Raw genomic sequence first — 17210 nt, forward strand, 5'->3', positions numbered from 1 at the left:
CGTCCTCCCCGGGGATCTTTCCGGACGTGTTCCGGGCCGGGGCCGAAAGCCGTCGGGGCACCCGTCGGGCGTCCGGAGCGTCCGCTTCCGACCCGTCTTCGGCCATTACGAGCGACCGCTTTCGGCCACGCTCCGCGCACGTGTCACCACGGACACGCCACGCCTCCACGGTTCTCACCCGATGCTCACTCGTTCGGGTCACCCGCGTTGCCCGGAGCGGCACGCGCACCACCCGGGTGCGTCGTATCCTGCTCGGACACTCGCTGCCGAGCACCCCGGCAAACGGCACACCCCCGCCCGCCACCGGAACAAGACGAGCTCGTCAGTTCGTTGCACATCGACCGCATATTTCCTGCATATTTTCCCGAACGGGATCGGTGTGCGACGACGTTTCACACCGACCCCTTGACCGCAAAGAGCGACCGCCCCATGCGGGGCGACGTGGCCGTTCGACTGGAGTTGCACGTGGCCGGGCGTATCGAAGACTACGCACTCATCGGAGACATGCAGACCGCCGCACTGGTCTGCCGGGACGGCACAGTGGACTGGCTGTGCCTGCCCCGCTTCGACTCCCACGCCGTCTTCGCGGGGCTGCTCGGCACGGAGGAACACGGCTTCTGGCGCCTCGGGCCGGCCCATGCCTCCGACGCCGAGCCGCCGACCGCGACCCGCCGCGGCTACCGCGGCGAGTCACTCGTCCTGGAGTCCGAGTGGGACACACCACGCGGAACGGTCAGGGTGACCGATTTCATGCCCCCGCGCGACGGCGCCCCGCAGCTCGTGCGGATCGTCGAGGGCGTCACCGGCCGCGTCCCCATGCGGTCGGTGCTGCGGATGCGGTTCTCCTACGGGCGGATCACCCCCTGGGTGCACAAGCACGAGGGCCGCACCGTCGCCGTCGCCGGCCCCGACTCGGTGTGGTTCGACACCGGGGCGGAGACCTACGGCAAGTCGCTGACCACGTACAACGACTTCACCGTCGCGCCCGGTGAGCGCGTCGCCTTCACCGTCTCCTGGCAGCCCTCGCACAAGGAGCCGCCGCCGCTGCCCGAGCCGGAGCAGTCCCTGGAGGCCACCGAGGAGTTCTGGCGCGAGTGGGTCGGGCACTGTACGTACCACGGCCCCTACCGCGAGGCCGTGGTCCGCTCCCTGATCACGCTCAAGGCCCTGACGTACGCCCCCACCGGCGGCATCGTCGCCGCGCCCACCACCTCGCTGCCGGAGCACATCGGCGGCGTGCGCAACTGGGACTACCGCTACACCTGGCTGCGCGACGCGGCCATCACGCTCTCCTCGCTGCTGCGCACCGGCTACCGCGAGGAAGCCCGCGCCTGGCGCGAGTGGCTGCTGCGCGCGGTCGCGGGCGACCCGGAGAACCTGCAGATCATGTACGGCATCGCCGGCGAACGCGAGCTCGGCGAGGCGGAGCTGGACTGGCTGCCGGGCTACGAGCACTCCGCGCCGGTGCGCATCGGCAACGGCGCCGCCAGCCAGCTCCAGCTCGACGTCTACGGCGAGGTCACCGAGGCCCTGCACCTGGGCCACATGACGGGGCTCGCCCGCAACGACTACGCCTCCGTCCTCCAGCTCAGGCTGATCCGCTACCTCGAGGACCACTGGGACGAGCCCGACGAGGGCATCTGGGAGGTGCGCGGCCCGCGCCGCCACTTCGTGCACTCCAAGGTGATGGCCTGGGTCGCGGTCGACCGCACCATCAAGCTGATCGAGTCCGGCGACGCCGACGGCCCGCTGGAACGCTGGAAGCAGCTGCGCGACGACATCCACCGCGACGTGTGCGAGCGGGGCTACGACAAGGAGCGCAACACCTTCACGCAGTCCTACGGCTCCAAGGAACTGGACGCGTCCCTGCTGTTGATCCCGCAGATGGGCTTCCTGCCACCGGACGACAAGCGCGTCATCGGCACCATCGAGGCGATCCAGCGCGAGCTGTCCACGGCGGACGGCTTCATCCTGCGGTACCCGACATCGGGCTCCGACGAGGGCGTGGACGGGCTGCCGGGCGACGAGGGGGCCTTCCTGGCCTGCTCGTTCTGGATGGCGGACGACCTGGCGATGATCGGCCGGGTCGACGAGGCCCGCCGCCTCTTCGAGAAGCTGCTGGCCCTGCGCAACGACCTCGGCCTCCTGGCCGAGGAATGGGACCCTCGCCTGCAACGCCAGGTGGGCAACTTCCCCCAGGCCTTCAGCCACGTCCCCCTCATCGACACGGCTCTGCGCCTGACGGCGTCGGGGGCGTACGGGGGGTAAGCGATGTTTTCCCCGCGCCTCTGCCAGGGGCGCGGGGCTTCCTTCCGCACTCAAGCGAACCGCACCGGCAACGTCAGCTCGTCGTACACGCTCAGCACCTGCGCGACCGTCGCGTCCTCCGTGGGCCACGTCCCCGCCTGCCACACCCCGCGCTCCACGAGCCACGCCCGCCGCCCCGCGTCCCCCAACAACCGCACCACCGCCGCGCCCAGCGCCTCCGCGTCCCCGTAGGGGACCAACTCCGCGGCGTCCCCGACGAGCTCGGGGGTTCCCCCCACCGCCGTCGCCACCAGCGGTACACCCGTCCGCAGCGCCTCCTGCGCCAGCACCGACCGCGATTCCCAACTGCTCGACAGCACCGCCAGATCCGCCGCGGCGAGCAGTTCCGTGACGTCCTCCCGGCTGCCCAGCAGCCGCACCGGCAGCCGCTCCTCCTCGATGCGCCGCTGCAACTCCGGCCGCAGCGGCCCCTCCCCCGCGATCACGAGCAACGGCTCGGGCTCGTGGCGCCGCCACACCCGCACCGCGTCGAGCAGCACCTCGTGCCCCCGGTGCCGTTCGAGCGCACCGGCGGCAAGGAGCAACGGCCGCTCCACGGCGCCGAGTTCGGCACGGGCCTTGGACGCGGCGGAGCCGTCGGCGTCGCCCGCGCCGGCCCCGCCTGGCGCCGGAAGCGCGACGGCGGCGAGCCGGGCGTCCCGCGCCCCCCGCTGCCGCGCCCGGTCGACGAGGTCGGAGGACGTGCCGAGCAGGATGGACGCGGCCTTGGCGACCCGCCGCTCCAGCAGCCGCAGCAGATGCGCACGGGGCCCCTCGGCGTGCGCGCGGGTGTGCCAGGTGACGACGAACGGCACCCGGCGGCCCAGCGCGAGGGAGGCCCGCAGCCCCGCGTGCAGCCCGTGGGCGTGCACCAGGTCGGCGTCGGCGCAGACGGCGCGCAGCGCGGCGACGGAGGACGGATCGGTGCTGCGCGCCACGGCGACGTGAGCGGCGCCGGCGCCGGTGAAGTCGTAGGTGCGTTCCGCCTCGTCGGGGGCGCACACGGTCACGCGCACGCCCCTGGCGACCAGCCCGGCGGCAAGTGACCGCACGTGCGCGCTGCTGCCCGCGCTGCCGCCGCCGAGCACCTGCACGGCGTGCAGCGGCGACTGCCCCTGCGGCGGCTGTCCGGGCGGCGACTGGCTGCTCACGAGGGTCACGTGGGCGGGGCTCCTGGTTCGGCGTCGAACGGTTTCGGGCGGTTCACGGTGCAACGTACGGAACGCGCGCACGACGGGCGACGGCGGTGCCCGCGCGGCCGTCCGGGGCGTGCGTGGGGTCAACAATGCCAGGGCGCACGGGTGTTGCGGCACCGGCGCCCGAACGCACCTACGGCGAAGGAGCGTACCGGTTCCGCACAACGGGCCGGGCCGCACAACGGGCCGGGCCGCACGACGGACCGGGCCGCACGGCGAGCCGGGCCGCACGACGGGTGAGGCCGGGCGGGAGCGGGTCCGGCCCGGACCCCGACCGGTCCCGATGCCTTCCGCTAGCCGTCCCGCCGCGCCGACGCCAGCAGTTCCTCCGCGTGCGCCCGCGCCGTCTCGGAGTCCTCCTGGCCCGCGAGCATCCGGGACAGCTCCCGCACCCGCTCCTCACCCTCCAGCACCTTCACCCCGGACCGGGTCACCGAGCCGTCGTTGGTCTTCTCCACCAGCAGCTGCCGGTCGGCGAAGGCCGCCACCTGCGGCAGATGCGTGACGACCACGACCTGCGCGCTCTTCGCGAGCTTCGCCAGCCGCCGCCCGATCTCGACGGCCGCCTTGCCGCCGACGCCCGCGTCGACCTCGTCGAAGAGGTACGTCGGCACGGGGTCGGTGCCCGCGAAGACGACCTCCACCGCGAGCATCACCCGGGACAGCTCACCGCCGGACGCGCCCTTGGCGATCGGCCGCGCCGGCGCCCCCGGATGCGGGGCGAGCAGCAGTTCGACCTCGTCGGCGCCGGACGGCCCGTAGGCGACCGTGCGCCCGCCGACCTCGACTCCCTCGGGGTCCTCGGTCTGCCGTACGGCGAACGTCACGCGCGCGTGCGGCATGGCGAGCGAGCCCAGCTCGGCGGTGACCGCGGCGGCGAACCGCTCGGCGGCGGCGGTCCGCGCGTCGGAGAGTTCCTGCGCGAGCCCGCCCAGCTCGGCCCGGAGCGCGTCCCGCTCGGCGGTCAGCTCGCCGATCCGTTCGTCGTCGCCGTCCAGCTCGGTCAGCCGCGCGGCGCTCTGCTCGGCCCAGGCGAGGACGGCACCGATGTCGTCGCCGTACTTGCGGGTGAGCTGGGTGAGCGCGGCCCGCCGCTCCTCCACCGCCGCCAGCCGCAGCGGGTCGGCGTCGAGGTCGTCGGCGTATCCGGCCAGCTCCCCGGCCACGTCGGCGAGGAGGATGCCGATCTCCCCGATCCGGTCGGCGAGGCCGGCCAGCGCGGTGTCGTGCGACCGTACGGCCTCCAGGGCGCGGTGGGCGCCCGCGACGAGCGTGTTGGCGTCGATGCCCTCGGGGTCCTCCGGGTTGCCGGCCAGCGCGGCGTGCGCGGCCGTCGCGGCGGAGGCGAGTGCCTCGGCGTGCCCGAGCCGCTCGGCCTCGGCGGCCAGCTCGACGTCCTCGCCGGCCCGCGGCTCGACGGCCGCGATCTCGTCGAGGCCGTAGCGCAGCAGATCGGCCTCCTGCGCCCGCTCCCGCGCGCGCGTGGTGATCTCCTCCAGCTCGGCGGCGACGGCCCGCAGCCGCCGGTACGCCTCGGCGTACTTGGTCAGCGGTACGGCGACGGCGTCCCCGGCGTACCGGTCCAGGGCCTGGCGCTGCCGGGTGAGCTTGAGCAACCCCTGCTGGTCGGTCTGGCCGTGCACGGCGACCAGCTCGTCGGCGAGCTCGGCGAGCATCCCGACCGGCACGGACCGCCCGCCGAGATGCGCCCGGGAGCGGCCCTCGGCGGAGACGGTACGGCTGATCAGCAGCGCCCCGTCGTCCAGCTCGGCGCCGGCCTCCTCGGCCCGTACGGCGGCCGAGGCCTCGCCGGGCACGCTGATGCGGCCCTCGACGACGGCGTTTTTGGCGCCGATCCGTACGAGTGCCGGGTCCGCGCGCCCGCCGAGCAGCAGCCCCAGGCTGGTGACCACCATCGTCTTGCCGGCACCGGTCTCACCGGTGACGGCGGTGAAGCCGGGCGACAGCTCGACGACCGCGTCGTCGATGACCCCGAGCGACCGTATCCGCATCTCCTCCAACACGACGTCGACCATACGAGGTTTCGGCCACGATGTGCGACGCCACCCCACCCGACCGGGGAAGCCGCAGGTCGTGACTTCCCCGGGGGTCGCTCGTTGCGCGGTCCCGTCCGAATGCGCGTACGACTCAGGACGACGGGCTGCGACTAGTTCGGCGCGCCCCGCCACCCCGACACCGGCAGCGCGAACTTCGCCACCAGGCGGTCGGTGAAGGACGCGTGGTGCAGCCGGGCGAGCCGGACCGGCACCGCGCCCCGGCGCACCTCGACCCGGGCGCCCGGCGGCAGCTCCACCGTGCGCCGGCCGTCGCACCACAGCACGCCCGGCGGGATGTGCGGCAGCACCTCCACCGCGAGCACCGAGTCCGGCGAGGTCACCAGCGGCTTGGCGAACAGGGCGTGGGCGCTGATCGGCACCATGAGCAGCGCCTCCACCTCCGGCCACACCACGGGTCCGCCCGCGGAGAACGCGTAGGCCGTGGAGCCGGTGGGCGTGGCGCAGACGATGCCGTCGCAGCCGAACCCGGTCACCGGCCGCCCGTCGATCTCCAGGACGACTTCCAGGAGCTTCTCGGCGCCGGCCTTCTGCACGGCGGCCTCGTTGAGCGCCCAGTCGGTGTGCACGATGTCGCCGTTGCGGTGCACGACGACGTCGACCGTCATGCGTTCTTCGACCTCGTAGGCGCGGCTGACCACCCGGTCGACGACCTTGTCGAGGTCGTCCCGCTCGGCCTCCGCGAGGAAGCCGACGCGTCCGAGGTTGACGCCGAGCATCGGCACGCCGGAGGCACGGGCGAACTCGGCGCCGCGCAGCAGCGTGCCGTCACCGCCGAGGACGATGAGCAGCTCGCAGCCGTCCAGGCACTGCGGCGTGGCCTCCTTGACCAGCTGCACGCTCTCGGGCAGCGGCAGGTCGGCGGCCTCGGCCTCCAGGACGCGCACCCCGAGTCCCGCGTCCAACAGCCCCGCGACGACGAGTTCGGCGCTGCGGATGGCGGCCGGGCGCCCGGTGTGGGCGAGCAGGAATACGGTTCGAGCTTGGGTCTGTGTCAACGCGGCCCCTCCGCCACTGCACGGTCGATGTCGGCCGGGTCCGGTGCGGGTGCCCCGGCTCGCAGCCACAGAAAGTACTCGACGTTGCCCGCGGGTCCGGGCAGCGGACTGGCGCGCACGCCGTTCGTCCCGAGCCCGAGCTCCCACGCCCGCCCGGCCACCTGGCGCACGGCCTCCGCGCGCAGCTCGGGGCTGCGGACGACGCCCCCGCTGCCCAGCCGTTCCTTCCCCACCTCGAACTGGGGCTTGACCATCATCACCAGGTCGGCGTCCGGCTTCGCGCACCGCGCGAGGGCGGGCAGTACCAGTCCGAGCGGGATGAAGGACAGGTCCCCCACGACAAGATCCACAGGCTCCCCATCGATCGCTTCGAGCGTCAACTCGCGTACGTTCGTACGGTCCTTGACGGTGACGCGTTCATCGCTCCGCAGAGTCCAGGCGAGTTGTCCGTATCCGACGTCCACGGCGACGACGTGCGCGGCGCCCGCGCGCAGCAGCACGTCGGTGAAGCCGCCGGTGGAAGCGCCGGCGTCGAGCGCCCGCCGCCCCCGGACGACGAGTCCGCGCGGGACGAAGGTTTCGAGCGCGCCGGCGAGCTTGTGGCCGCCCCGGGAGACGTAGTCGGGGTCGCCGTCGTCCTCGGCCACGAGGATCGCGGCGGCGGTCTCGACCTGGGTGGCCGGTTTGGTCGCGACGGTCTTGCCGACCGTGACCCGCCCGGCCGCGATCAGCTGGCTCGCGTGCTCCCGCGAGCGCGCCAGCTTCCGCCGTACCAGCTCGGCGTCCAGTCGGCGGCGTGCCACTCCTGCCACGTGCTCCTCAGCTCCTAGTCCCGTGTGCCGTGCGTCGGTGGGGGCGGCGGCGGTCCCGGACGGGAGTCGAGCGCGGTCAGCGCGTCGCGCAGCCCTCTGTGTACATCCTCGTACACCTTCAGGTGGCCGTCGGTGGCGAGGTGGTCGGCATCGGCCAGCCGGTCGAGGTGGGCGTCGACGCCGGGGTGGCCGGTGGGCGTGCGGGGGACCTGGAGCGGGGCGGGGGCCGCGGGGTCGGTTTCCCGGGGGGCCGCCGGCTCCTCGTCCGGAGCCGGGGGCCGTTCTTCCGGAGCCCGGGGCTCCGGTACTGCGTCGGTCATGCCCCGACGCTACCGCGTGGCCCTGGGGTACCGTCGATGCCGATGGCGACGATCGAGGAGTGCCGTACGGCGCTGCGCAGATTCTCCGAGACCCTCGCGGGCGCGGAGGGTGACGCTGCGGCGGTCGCCGCCCTGGACCGCTCGCTGAGCTGCCGCATCACCGACCTGGACGTCACCTTCGTCGGCCGGCTGCGGGGCGGCCGGATCGAGGTGCGCGACACCGTGCGCGGACTGCCGCCCGAGAAGGCCGAGATACGGCTGGCGATGACGGGCGACGACCTGGTGGCCCTGGTCGACGGCGAACTGCAGTTCGCGCGGGCGTGGGGTTCGGGCCGGGTCAAACTGGAGGCGGGGCTGCGGGACCTGTTCCGGCTCAGGAAGCTTCTGTAGCCGGTTCACCCGCGGCCGGTGCAGGGGCCGTGCTTCCGCGGCCGTTCAGGAGGCTTCCGCGGCCGGTGCAGGGGCCGTGCTTCCGCGGCCGTTCAGGAGGCTTCCGCGGCCGGCTCGGGGACCTTCTCGCGGGGAGCCTCGGTCTCCGCCTGCGCACGGGCCCTGCGGGCCGCCGGCACCACCAGCGGGGTCCCCGTCTCCGGGTCGTCGATGATCTGGCAGCGCAGCCCGAAGACCTCCTCGACCAGCTCCGCCGTGACGATCTCCTTCGGCGCCCCCTCGGCCACCACCCGCCCGTCCCGCAGCGCGACGAGATGCGTGGCGTACCGGGCCGCGTGGTTGAGGTCGTGCAGGACGGCGACGAGTGTGCGCCCCTGTTCCTCGTGCAGATCGGCGCAGAGGTCGAGGACGTCGATCTGGTGCTGGATGTCGAGGTAGGTGGTCGGCTCGTCCAGGAGCAGCAGCGGGGTCTGCTGGGCGAGCGCCATGGCGATCCAGACCCGCTGCCGCTGCCCGCCGGACAGCTCGTCGACGTAGCGGTCGGCGAGCTCGCCGACCCGGGTGCGGGCCATCGACTCCCGGACCACCCGCTCGTCCTCGGCCGACCACTGCCGCAGCAGCCCCTGGTGCGGGTAGCGGCCGCGGCCGACCAGGTCGCCGACGGTGATCCCGTCCGGCGCGATCGACGACTGCGGCAGCAGCCCGAGGGTGCGGGCGACCTTCTTCGCGGGCATCGACTGGATGACCTGCCCGTCGAGCAGCACCCGTCCCTCGTTCGGACGGAGCATCCGTGACAGCGCGCGCAGCAGCGTGGACTTGCCGCAGGCGTTGGGGCCGACGATCACGGTGAAGGAGTTGTCGGGTATCTCCACCGACAGCTGCTCGGCGATCACGCGCTGGTCGTAGGCGAGGGTGACGTTGTCGGCGGACAGGCGGTTCACGGTGCTCCTTCGGGTGTTCTTGTTCGCCGGGTCTTCGCGCGCCGGGTGTGTGTGCACCGGGTGTGCGTGGGCCGGGTCCTCGCGCGCCGGGCCGCTCATATCCGGCCCGCCCGGCGCTCGGTGACCAGCAGCCACAGCAGGTACGCCCCGCCGAGTACCCCGGTGACCACGCCGACGGGCAGCTGGTCGGCGCCGAAGACCCGCTGCGAGACCAGGTCGGCCACGATCAGCAGGGTGGCGCCCATGCACATGGCCGGGACGAGGTTGGGCCCGGGCGAGCGGGTCAGCCGCCGGGCGAGCTGGGGCGCGGTCAGCGCGACGAACCCGACCGGTCCGACGGCGGCGGTGGCACCGGCGGTGAGCAGCACCGCGGACACCATCAGCACCAGCCGTACGCGCTCCACGCGCACGCCCAGCGCGTACGACAGGTCGTCACCCATCTCGGTCATCAGCAGCCCGCGCGCGTTGACGAGGACGAGCGGGACGAGGACCGCGCACAGCACGAGCAGCGGCCACACCTGCGTCCAGTCTCGGCCGTTGAGGGACCCGGTCATCCACACCACCGCGCGGGCGGCGTCGACGATGTCGGCCTTGGTGAGCAGATAACCGTTGACGGCGGTGACGACCGCGGAGACGCCGATGCCCACCAGGACCAGCCGGTACCCGTGCACGCCCCGCTTCCAGGCGAGCAGGTAGATCGCGAACCCGGTGACCAGTCCGCCGGCCAGCGCGCCGAGCGTGACGGCGGTGGCGCTGCCGGAGAACAGCACGATCACCGTGAGCGCGCCGGCCGTCGCGCCCTGCCCGAGCCCGAGCACGTCCGGACTGCCGAGCGGATTGCGCGAGATCGACTGGAACAGCGCCCCGCCGAGCCCCAGCGCGGCCCCCACGAGGAGGCCGACGAGGACGCGCGGCAGCCGCAGGTCGCGGACGATGTACTCCTGGATCTGGGTCCCGTTCCCGATCAGCGTCCTGAGGACGTCGGGGGCCGAGATCGGGAAGTCACCGGTGCCGATCAGTACGACGCTCGCGGCGAGCGCGGCGAGCAGCAGCAGGACGACGACGGCGGACGCGCGGGCGTCCACCCGGAGGGAGAGCCCGCCGCGGGTGCGGACCGCGCGGACCCGGCGGATGCGTGTGGTCTTCACAGTTGCGTCGTCCTCCTGCGCCGGACGAGGAGGATGAACACCGGACCGCCGAGGATCGCGGTGACGATGCCGACCTGGAGTTCGGCGGGCCGGGCGACGATCCGTCCGATCACATCGGCGCCCAGCAGCAGCACCGGGGACAGCACGGTGGCGTACGGCAGGATCCAGCGCAGGTCGGGCCCGGTGAAGGACCGTACGACGTGCGGGACCATCAGGCCGACGAACACGATGGGACCGCAGGCGGCGGTGGCCGCGCCGCACAGCATGGTGGCGGCGAGCATGGACAGCGCGCGGGTGCGGTTGAGATTCGCGCCGAGCGCCCGGGCGGTGTCGTCCCCCATGGCCACGGCGTTCAGCGGCCGCGCCAGCGAGAGCGCGAGCACGGTGCCCACCACCATGAACGGCGCGACCTGGACGATCGTCGAGTGCGTCGCGGAGGCGAGCGAGCCGACCGTCCAGAACCGCATCCTGCCCAGCGCCGCGTCGTCCATGATCATGACGGCCTGGAGGTAGCCGTAGAGCGCGGCGCTGATCGCGGTGCCGGCGAGCGCGAGCCGTACGGGGGTGGCGCCCCGGCTGCCGCCGAGGAACCACACCAGGGCGCCGACCGCGGCGGCCCCGAAGAAAGCGAACCAGACGTAGCCGTTGAGCGAGGTGACGCCGAAGTAGGTGAGGGCGGTGACGACCGCCGCGGAGGCGCCCGCGTTGATGCCGAGGATGCCGGGGTCGGCGAGCGGGTTCCGGGTGAGCGCCTGCAACACGGCACCGGCGAGCCCGAGCGCGGCTCCGGCGAGCAGCCCGAGCACCGTCCGCCACACCCGCTCCCCGACGACCACGTCCGCGTACGTCCCGGTGTCGTGGAACAGCCCGTGCCAGACCTGGTCCAACGGCAGCTCCTTGGCCCCCACCGCGATACTCGCGAGTGCGACCCCGGCCAGCACCACCACCGAGACGAGCAGCCCGACGGCACGTATCGCCGTCCGGCGGACCGGTGGCGCGGGGGCATCGGCGCCGCGCGGATGGGGAGGACTGTCGACCAACACCACGTTAGGTTAACCTAACCTGCCCGGCGCCCCTTCGTGCGGGGCAGGGAGCACCGCGCGGCACACCGGCCCCCGGTCACAGCCCGAGCCGCGCCAGCGCCTTCCCCCCGTCCAGCTCGCACGCGCCCTCCCCGGCCGCTGTCCACGCCGCCGCGCACAGCGCCCGCAGTCCGTCCAGCGTCTCGCCGTCCCCTTCCAGCCGCAGCGCCCCGCCAGCCGCCGCGGCCGTCCAGCCACCGCACCGGAAACTGTCGTCGGCCGACGACACCTCCGGCTGCCCCGTGAGCAGCCCCCGCAGATCCGCGTCGACGTATGTCGGCCGGTGGTGCGGCGGCGCGGCCAGCAGCTGCGCCCCGTCCGTCACGCCCGTGAGCACCAGCAACGAATCGACACCCCCGTTGAACGCCCCCTCGATGTCCGTATCCAGCCGGTCCCCCACCACGAGCGGCCGCTCCGCCCCCGTCCGCAGGATCGTCTCCCGGTGCATCGGCGGCAACGGCTTCCCCGCGACCTGCGGCGTCGCCCCCGTCGCGATCCGCACCACCTCCACCGCCGCCCCGTTCCCCGGCGCGATCCCCCGCGCACTGGGAATCGTCAGATCCGTGTTCGACGCGAACCACGGCACCCCGCGCGCGATCGCGTAACTCGCCTCCGCGAACCGCCCCCACGGCAGCTCGGGCCCGCCGAACCCCTGCACCACCGCCACCGGATCGTCGTCCGCCGACTCCACCGGCGTGAGCCCGCGCTCGCGCAGCGCCACCCGCAGCCCCTCACCGCCGATCACCAGCACCCGTGCCCCCGCCGGCACCTGCTCGCTGATCAGCCGGGCCACCGCCTGCGCGGAGGTCACCACGTCCGACGCCTCGGCCGCCGTGCCGAGCTCCGTCAGATGCGCGGCCACCGCGTCCGGCGTACGCAGCGCGTTGTTCGTGACGTACGCCAGCCGCATCCCGCCGTCCCGGGCCGTACCGAGCGACTCGACCGCGTGGTCGATCGCGGCACCCCCCGCGTACACCACCCCGTCCAGGTCGAGCAGCGCCGTGTCGTACGCCTCGCTCAGGGGCCGCTCGCTGCCCTCGGGCCGCGTCCTGACCGTCGTCCGGCTCATTCCGCATCGCTCCTCGTTCACTCGTCTTCCCCGATCATCCCCCACGGCACTGACAGCCCCACCGGCGCACTTACGATGCTCGAATGAACTCTGCAGGCCACGGGGACGCACCCGCGCACATGGGTCTCGACCTGATGCCCTTCCGGGGCCTGCGCTACGACCCCGCACGCGTCGGCAGCCTGGCCGCCGTGACGTCACCGCCGTACGACGTGGTGGTGCGGCCCGACGGACTGCTCCACCTGGAGTCCGCCGATCCGCACAACATCGTCCGGCTGATCCTGCCGCAGGCCGGCACACCCTCCGCCCGCAACGAACGGGCCGCACAGACCCTGGACCGCTGGATCACCGAGGGCGTCCTCGCCCGCGACCCCGAACCTGCCCTGTACGTCTACGAGCAGCGCGACGCCACCGGCCTCGTCCAGCGCGGTCTGATCGGCGCGCTGCGTCTGTCGGAGCCGTCGGACGGCGTCGTCCTCCCGCACGAGGACGTCATGCCGCACATCGTCGCCGACCGCGCGGACCTGATGCGCGCCACCCGCGCCAACCTCGAACCGCTGCTCCTGACCTACCGCGGCGACGGCCGCACCACCGGCGCGCACGCCGTCGTGAAGCGCGCCACGGGGCGCGCGCCGCTGCTCTCCACCACCACGGAGGACGGCTTCGGCCACCGGCTGTGGGCGGTCACCGACCCCGCCGACATCGCCGAGGCGCAACGCGATCTGGCCGGCCACCAGGCCCTCATCGCCGACGGCCACCACCGCTGGGCAACCTACCTGCGGTTGCGCGCGGAACAGCCTTCCCCCGGCCCGTGGGACTTCGGCCTGGTCCTCCTCGTCGACACCGCCCGCCACCCGCTGCGCGTCCGCGCCATCCACCGACTGCTGCCCGGGCTCCCGCCGGCAGCCGCGCTGTCCGCGCTCACGGGCCTGTTCCGGGTACGACACCTGCGGACACCGCTCACCGAGGCGCTGCACGCCCTGGCGGAGGCGGCAGGCACGGGCAACGCGTTCCTGCTCGCGGGCGACGGCGCCTACCACCTGGTCGACCGCCCCTCCCCCGACCTCCTGGCCCGCACCATCCCCACGGACCGCCCCGAGCCCTGGCGCACCCTGGACGCCACGGTCCTGCACGCCACGCTCCTGAAGCACGTCTGGCGCATCCCAGAGGACTCACCGGAACAGGTCGCCTACATACACGACACCGCGTCCACGGTGGAAAAGGCGGAACGTGACGGAGGCACGGCGGTACTCCTCCACCCGGTCCAGGAAGACATCGTCCGCACCCTGGCCCAACAGGGCATCACCATGCCGAGAAAATCAACGTCATTCGGCCCGAAGCCGGCGTCGGGCTTGGTCTTGAGAAGGCTGTGAGACGCGCCCCATAAGGGGCGCGGGGAACTGCGCAATCTTTTGAGGGGGTCCGGGGGCGAAGCCCCCGGGGGACGGGAAAGGGAAGGGGCGGCGGGGGCGAAAAAACCTCCCCAGCCACCCCCACACACACCTCAGCTCTCGCCGTCATCCTGACCGGTCACGCCATCCTCCGGCTCCTCACCGTCACCAAGCGCATCCACGAACTCCACCCCATCCAACTCCGCCAACCGATCCGACGCATCGGTGCTCCCGTCCTTGTCGGACTCCACCGCCTTGGCGAACCACTCCCGCGCCTCCCCCTCGCGCCCCGCCGCGAGCAACGCGTCGGCGTACGCGTACCGCAGCCGCGCGGTCCACGGCTGCACGGAGGTGGACGCGAGTTCCGGACTCTGCAACGTGACGATCGCCGCGTCCAGCTGCCCCATGTCCCGCCGTGCCCCCGCCGCGACGAGCCGCATCTCGACCTGCCCGGCCTTGTCCAGCTTGTGCACCTCGGGCGCCCCGGCCATGTCCAGCGCCTTCTCCGGCCGGCCGAGCCCACGCTCGCAGTCGGCCATGACGGGCCACAGGTCGGTGTTGCCGGTCATCCGCCGCGCCGCCCGGAACTCGGCGAGCGCCTCCCCGTACTTCTGGTTGGCGTACGCCGCGAACCCGGCCGCCTCGCGCACGGCGGCGACACGGGACGCCAGCCGCAGCGCGACCCTGGAGTACCCGTACGCGCCCTCGGGGTCCTCGTCGATGAGCCGGGCGACCATCACCAGGTTCTTGGCGACGTCCTCGGCGAGCGTCTTGGGCAGGCTCAGCAGCTCCTGCCGCACGTCCTTGTCGATCTCGTCGCCGGTGACGTCCTCAGGGATCGGCAGCCGCTTGATCGGCTCGCGATCGCGGTCACGGTCCCGGTGGTCGCGGTCACGCTCGTCGCGGAACCGCCCACCGCCACGCCGGTCGTCCCGACGGTCGTCACGGCGGTCGTCACGGCGGTCGTCACGGCGGTCGTCACGGCGGTCGTCACGACCGCGGAAACCACCGGGGCGCCCACCCCGGTCGTCGCGACGGTCGTCACGCCGGGGACCGCGGCCACGGTCGTCACGGCCGCGGTCGTCGCGCCCGCGGAACCCGCCGCGCTCGCCCCGGTCGTCGTCACGGCGCCCGTACCCCCGGCGATCGTCGTCGCGCCGGAAACCCTGCCCCTGGCCGCCCCGCCCGTAGCTGTCCTCGCGCCGGAAACCGCCTCGGTCGTCACGCCGGTCATCACGGCGGTCATCGCGACGGAACCCGGAGCCGCGCTCGTCGCCACGGCGGTCATCGCGCCGGTCATCACGACGGTCATCACGACGGAACCCGCCGCGGTCACCGCGGTCCCCACGCTCCTCGCTCCGGAACCCACCACGATCGTCCCGACCCCGGTAGCCCCCGCGGTCGTCGTCCCGCCCACGGAAGCCTCCACGGCGGTCATCGCCGCGTCGGTCGTCACGGCGGTCATCACGCCGGTCGTCCCGACGGTCGTCGCGGCGGAACCCACCACGGTCATCGCGTCGGTCGTCACGCCGGAACGCGGGTCGGTCGCCGTCACGTCGGTCGTCACGGCGGAACGCGGGACGATCGCCCTCGCGTCGGTCATCGCGGCGGAACGCCGGCCGGTCGCCGTCACGGCGGAAGCCGCGGTCACGGTCGTCCCGACGGGGCGCCCCGGAGCGATCGTCGCGACGGAACGGCGGACGTCCCCCACGGTCGCCTTCGCGCCGGTCGTCACGCCGGCCGAACCCGCCACCGCGCTCGTCGTCGCGGCGGAACCCACCGCGGTTGTCCTCACGGCGGAAGCCCCCGCGGTCATCACGGCGGTCGTCGCGGCGGAAGCCACCACGGTCGTCACCACGCCGCTCACCTCCCTGCCGGTCATCACGCCGATCGTCGCGTCGGACGAAGCCTCCGCGGTCCCGATCGCCGTACCCACCACGGCCGTTGTCGCGACCACCACGACCGCCATCGCGGCTGTCACGGCCGTCACGGCTGTCGCGGCGCGGACCGCCGCGGAACCCGCCTCGGTCACCACTGTCCCGGCGGCGCTGCTCGCGCTCCGGACGCTCGTCGGGAGAGTTGGTGGACATGGGGAACTCCTGTTCTTCGGTACTGCGGTCATTCTCGCGCTGCCGGGTACCCGACGCGCTCAGTTGAAAAAATCCGGAAATGCAAAAAGGACCCTCAGCCCCAGCATGTCGCTGGGACCAAGGGTCCTCCAAAGATTGTTCGGCGGTGTCCTACTCTCCCACAGGGTCCCCCCTGCAGTACCATCGGCGCTGTAAGGCTTAGCTTCCGGGTTCGGAATGTAACCGGGCGTTTCCCCTACGCTATGACCACCGAAACCCTAATGGTTTCGAGCGAACAAGCACACTTTTCAATTGAAGAGTAGCGTTCAGCTCTCTGCCGACAACTGTTCGTTGTCTCAGAACTTACACAGTGGACGCGAGCAACTGAGGACAAGCCCTCGGCCTATTAGTACCAGTCAACTCCACCGGTCACCCGGCTTCCATATCTGGCCTATCAACCCAGTCGTCTACTGGGAGCCTTACCCCATCAAGTGGGTGGGAGTCCTCATCTCGAAGCAGGCTTCCCGCTTAGATGCTTTCAGCGGTTATCCCTCCCGAACGTAGCCAACCAGCCATGCCCTTGGCAGAACAACTGGCACACCAGAGGTTCGTCCGTCCCGGTCCTCTCGTACTAGGGACAGCCCTTCTCAAGACTCCTACGCGCGCAGCGGATAGGGACCGAACTGTCTCACGACGTTCTAAACCCAGCTCGCGTACCGCTTTAATGGGCGAACAGCCCAACCCTTGGGACCGACTCCAGCCCCAGGATGCGACGAGCCGACATCGAGGTGCCAAACCATCCCGTCGATATGGACTCTTGGGGAAGATCAGCCTGTTATCCCCGGGGTACCTTTTATCCGTTGAGCGACGGCGCTTCCACAAGCCACCGCCGGATCACTAGTCCCGACTTTCGTCCCTGCTCGACCCGTCGGTCTCACAGTCAAGCTCCCTTGTGCACTTACACTCACCACCTGATTACCAACCAGGCTGAGGGAACCTTTGGGCGCCTCCGTTACCCTTTAGGAGGCAACCGCCCCAGTTAAACTACCCATCAGACACTGTCCCTGATCCGGATCACGGACCCAGGTTAGACATCCAGCACGACCAGACTGGTATTTCAACGACGACTCCCACCGAACTGGCGTCCGATGTTCACAGTCTCCCAGCTATCCTACACAAGCCGAACCGAACACCAATATCAAACTGTAGTAAAGGTCCCGGGGTCTTTCCGTCCTGCTGCGCGAAACGAGCATCTTTACTCGTAGTGCAATTTCACCGGGCCTATGGTTGAGACAGTCGAGAAGTCGTTACGCCATTCGTGCAGGTCGGAACTTACCCGACAAGGAATTTCGCTACCTTAGGATGGTTATAGTTACCACCGCCGTTTACTGGCGCTTAAGTTCTCAGCTTCGCCC

At 72.1% G+C, this 17210-nt stretch carries 14 protein-coding genes and 2 rRNA genes (1 of these 16 only partly in view); 3 read left to right on the forward strand and 13 right to left on the reverse strand.

Annotation, left to right across the window (positions count from 1 at the left end):
* The first annotated feature begins 465 nt into the window (after positions 1-465).
* Positions 466-2268 (forward strand): glycoside hydrolase family 15 protein, encoded by a 1803-nt coding sequence (locus OIE12_RS07155; RefSeq protein WP_329132890.1) that lies wholly within the window; start codon positions 466-468, stop codon positions 2266-2268.
* A gap of 50 nt (positions 2269-2318) precedes the next feature.
* On the opposite strand, the gene OIE12_RS07160 is transcribed toward OIE12_RS07155, so the two are convergent.
* The 5 genes from OIE12_RS07160 to OIE12_RS07180 all read right to left on the reverse strand — a co-directional run bounded on the left by OIE12_RS07160 (position 2319) and on the right by OIE12_RS07180 (position 7708).
* The gene (locus OIE12_RS07160) at positions 2319-3467 is read right to left on the reverse strand and encodes a glycosyltransferase family 4 protein (RefSeq protein ID WP_329132892.1); all 1149 of its coding nucleotides are present in this window, start codon (positions 3465-3467) and stop codon (positions 2319-2321) included.
* Between the two features lie 329 nt (positions 3468-3796).
* Positions 3797-5539 (reverse strand): DNA repair protein RecN, encoded by a 1743-nt coding sequence (gene recN, locus OIE12_RS07165; protein ID WP_329132894.1) that lies wholly within the window; start codon positions 5537-5539, stop codon positions 3797-3799.
* 131 nt (positions 5540-5670) lie between these two features.
* The gene (locus OIE12_RS07170; RefSeq protein WP_329132896.1) at positions 5671-6576 is read right to left on the reverse strand and encodes an NAD kinase; all 906 of its coding nucleotides are present in this window, start codon (positions 6574-6576) and stop codon (positions 5671-5673) included.
* The gene (locus OIE12_RS07175) at positions 6573-7388 is read right to left on the reverse strand and encodes a TlyA family RNA methyltransferase (protein WP_329132898.1); all 816 of its coding nucleotides are present in this window, start codon (positions 7386-7388) and stop codon (positions 6573-6575) included. Before OIE12_RS07175 ends, OIE12_RS07170 begins: the two co-directional genes overlap by 4 nt.
* Positions 7389-7402: 14 nt before the next feature.
* Positions 7403-7708 (reverse strand): hypothetical protein, encoded by a 306-nt coding sequence (locus OIE12_RS07180; protein WP_329132900.1) that lies wholly within the window; start codon positions 7706-7708, stop codon positions 7403-7405.
* Positions 7709-7750: 42 nt separating this feature from the next.
* Here OIE12_RS07180 and OIE12_RS07185 point away from each other — a divergent pair, with 42 nt between their 5' ends.
* Positions 7751-8098 (forward strand): SCP2 sterol-binding domain-containing protein, encoded by a 348-nt coding sequence (locus OIE12_RS07185; protein WP_329132901.1) that lies wholly within the window; start codon positions 7751-7753, stop codon positions 8096-8098.
* Positions 8099-8190: 92 nt separating this feature from the next.
* Here the strand turns inward: OIE12_RS07185 and OIE12_RS07190 are convergent, their stop codons facing one another.
* The 4 genes from OIE12_RS07190 to OIE12_RS07205 all read right to left on the reverse strand — a co-directional run bounded on the left by OIE12_RS07190 (position 8191) and on the right by OIE12_RS07205 (position 12338).
* Positions 8191-9138: an ABC transporter ATP-binding protein gene (locus OIE12_RS07190; protein WP_443053774.1), complete on the reverse strand. Its 948-nt coding sequence runs from the start codon at positions 9136-9138 to the stop codon at positions 8191-8193.
* Positions 9135-10187, reverse strand: a complete 1053-nt coding sequence (locus tag OIE12_RS07195; RefSeq protein WP_329132905.1) for a FecCD family ABC transporter permease — start codon at positions 10185-10187, stop codon at positions 9135-9137. Before OIE12_RS07195 ends, OIE12_RS07190 begins: the two co-directional genes overlap by 4 nt.
* Positions 10184-11230, reverse strand: a complete 1047-nt coding sequence (locus OIE12_RS07200) for a FecCD family ABC transporter permease (protein WP_329132907.1) — start codon at positions 11228-11230, stop codon at positions 10184-10186. The genes OIE12_RS07195 and OIE12_RS07200 overlap by 4 nt, the downstream gene beginning before the upstream one ends.
* A 76-nt stretch (positions 11231-11306) precedes the next feature.
* Positions 11307-12338, reverse strand: coding sequence for an HAD hydrolase-like protein (locus tag OIE12_RS07205; protein WP_329132909.1), 1032 nt, complete (start codon positions 12336-12338; stop codon positions 11307-11309).
* 83 nt (positions 12339-12421) lie between these two features.
* Here OIE12_RS07205 and OIE12_RS07210 point away from each other — a divergent pair, with 83 nt between their 5' ends.
* Positions 12422-13708, forward strand: a complete 1287-nt coding sequence (locus tag OIE12_RS07210; protein WP_329132912.1) for a DUF1015 domain-containing protein — start codon at positions 12422-12424, stop codon at positions 13706-13708.
* 131 nt (positions 13709-13839) lie between these two features.
* Here the strand turns inward: OIE12_RS07210 and OIE12_RS07215 are convergent, their stop codons facing one another.
* From OIE12_RS07215 to OIE12_RS07230, 4 genes are all read right to left on the reverse strand, one after another.
* Complete coding sequence (locus OIE12_RS07215) at positions 13840-14526, reverse strand: hypothetical protein (RefSeq protein WP_329132914.1); 687 nt, start codon at positions 14524-14526, stop codon at positions 13840-13842.
* Positions 14508-15707, reverse strand: coding sequence for a hypothetical protein (locus tag OIE12_RS07220; RefSeq protein WP_329132916.1), 1200 nt, complete (start codon positions 15705-15707; stop codon positions 14508-14510). Before OIE12_RS07220 ends, OIE12_RS07215 begins: the two co-directional genes overlap by 19 nt.
* Before the next feature lie 246 nt (positions 15708-15953).
* A 5S ribosomal RNA gene (gene rrf / locus OIE12_RS07225) occupies positions 15954-16070 on the reverse strand.
* Between the two features lie 111 nt (positions 16071-16181).
* A 23S ribosomal RNA gene (locus OIE12_RS07230) occupies positions 16182-17210 on the reverse strand (it continues 2095 nt past the right edge of the window).

This window comes from Streptomyces sp. NBC_00670 (genome assembly GCF_036226765.1).
In the GTDB taxonomy this organism is placed as follows: domain Bacteria; phylum Actinomycetota; class Actinomycetes; order Streptomycetales; family Streptomycetaceae; genus Streptomyces.

Bases quoted from the DNA above. Each gene is read 5' to 3' on its own strand.
- OIE12_RS07190 (WP_443053774.1), bottom strand. From the start codon at position 9,138: ATGAGCGGCCCGGCGCGCGAGGACCCGGCCCACGCACACCCGGTGCAC.
- recN (WP_329132894.1), bottom strand. From the start codon at position 5,539: ATGGTCGACGTCGTGTTGGAGGAGATGCGGATACGGTCGCTCGGGGTC.
- OIE12_RS07210 (WP_329132912.1), top strand. From the start codon at position 12,422: ATGAACTCTGCAGGCCACGGGGACGCACCCGCGCACATGGGTCTCGAC.
- OIE12_RS07180 (WP_329132900.1), bottom strand. From the start codon at position 7,708: ATGACCGACGCAGTACCGGAGCCCCGGGCTCCGGAAGAACGGCCCCCG.
- OIE12_RS07205 (WP_329132909.1), bottom strand. From the start codon at position 12,338: ATGAGCCGGACGACGGTCAGGACGCGGCCCGAGGGCAGCGAGCGGCCC.
- OIE12_RS07185 (WP_329132901.1), top strand. From the start codon at position 7,751: ATGGCGACGATCGAGGAGTGCCGTACGGCGCTGCGCAGATTCTCCGAG.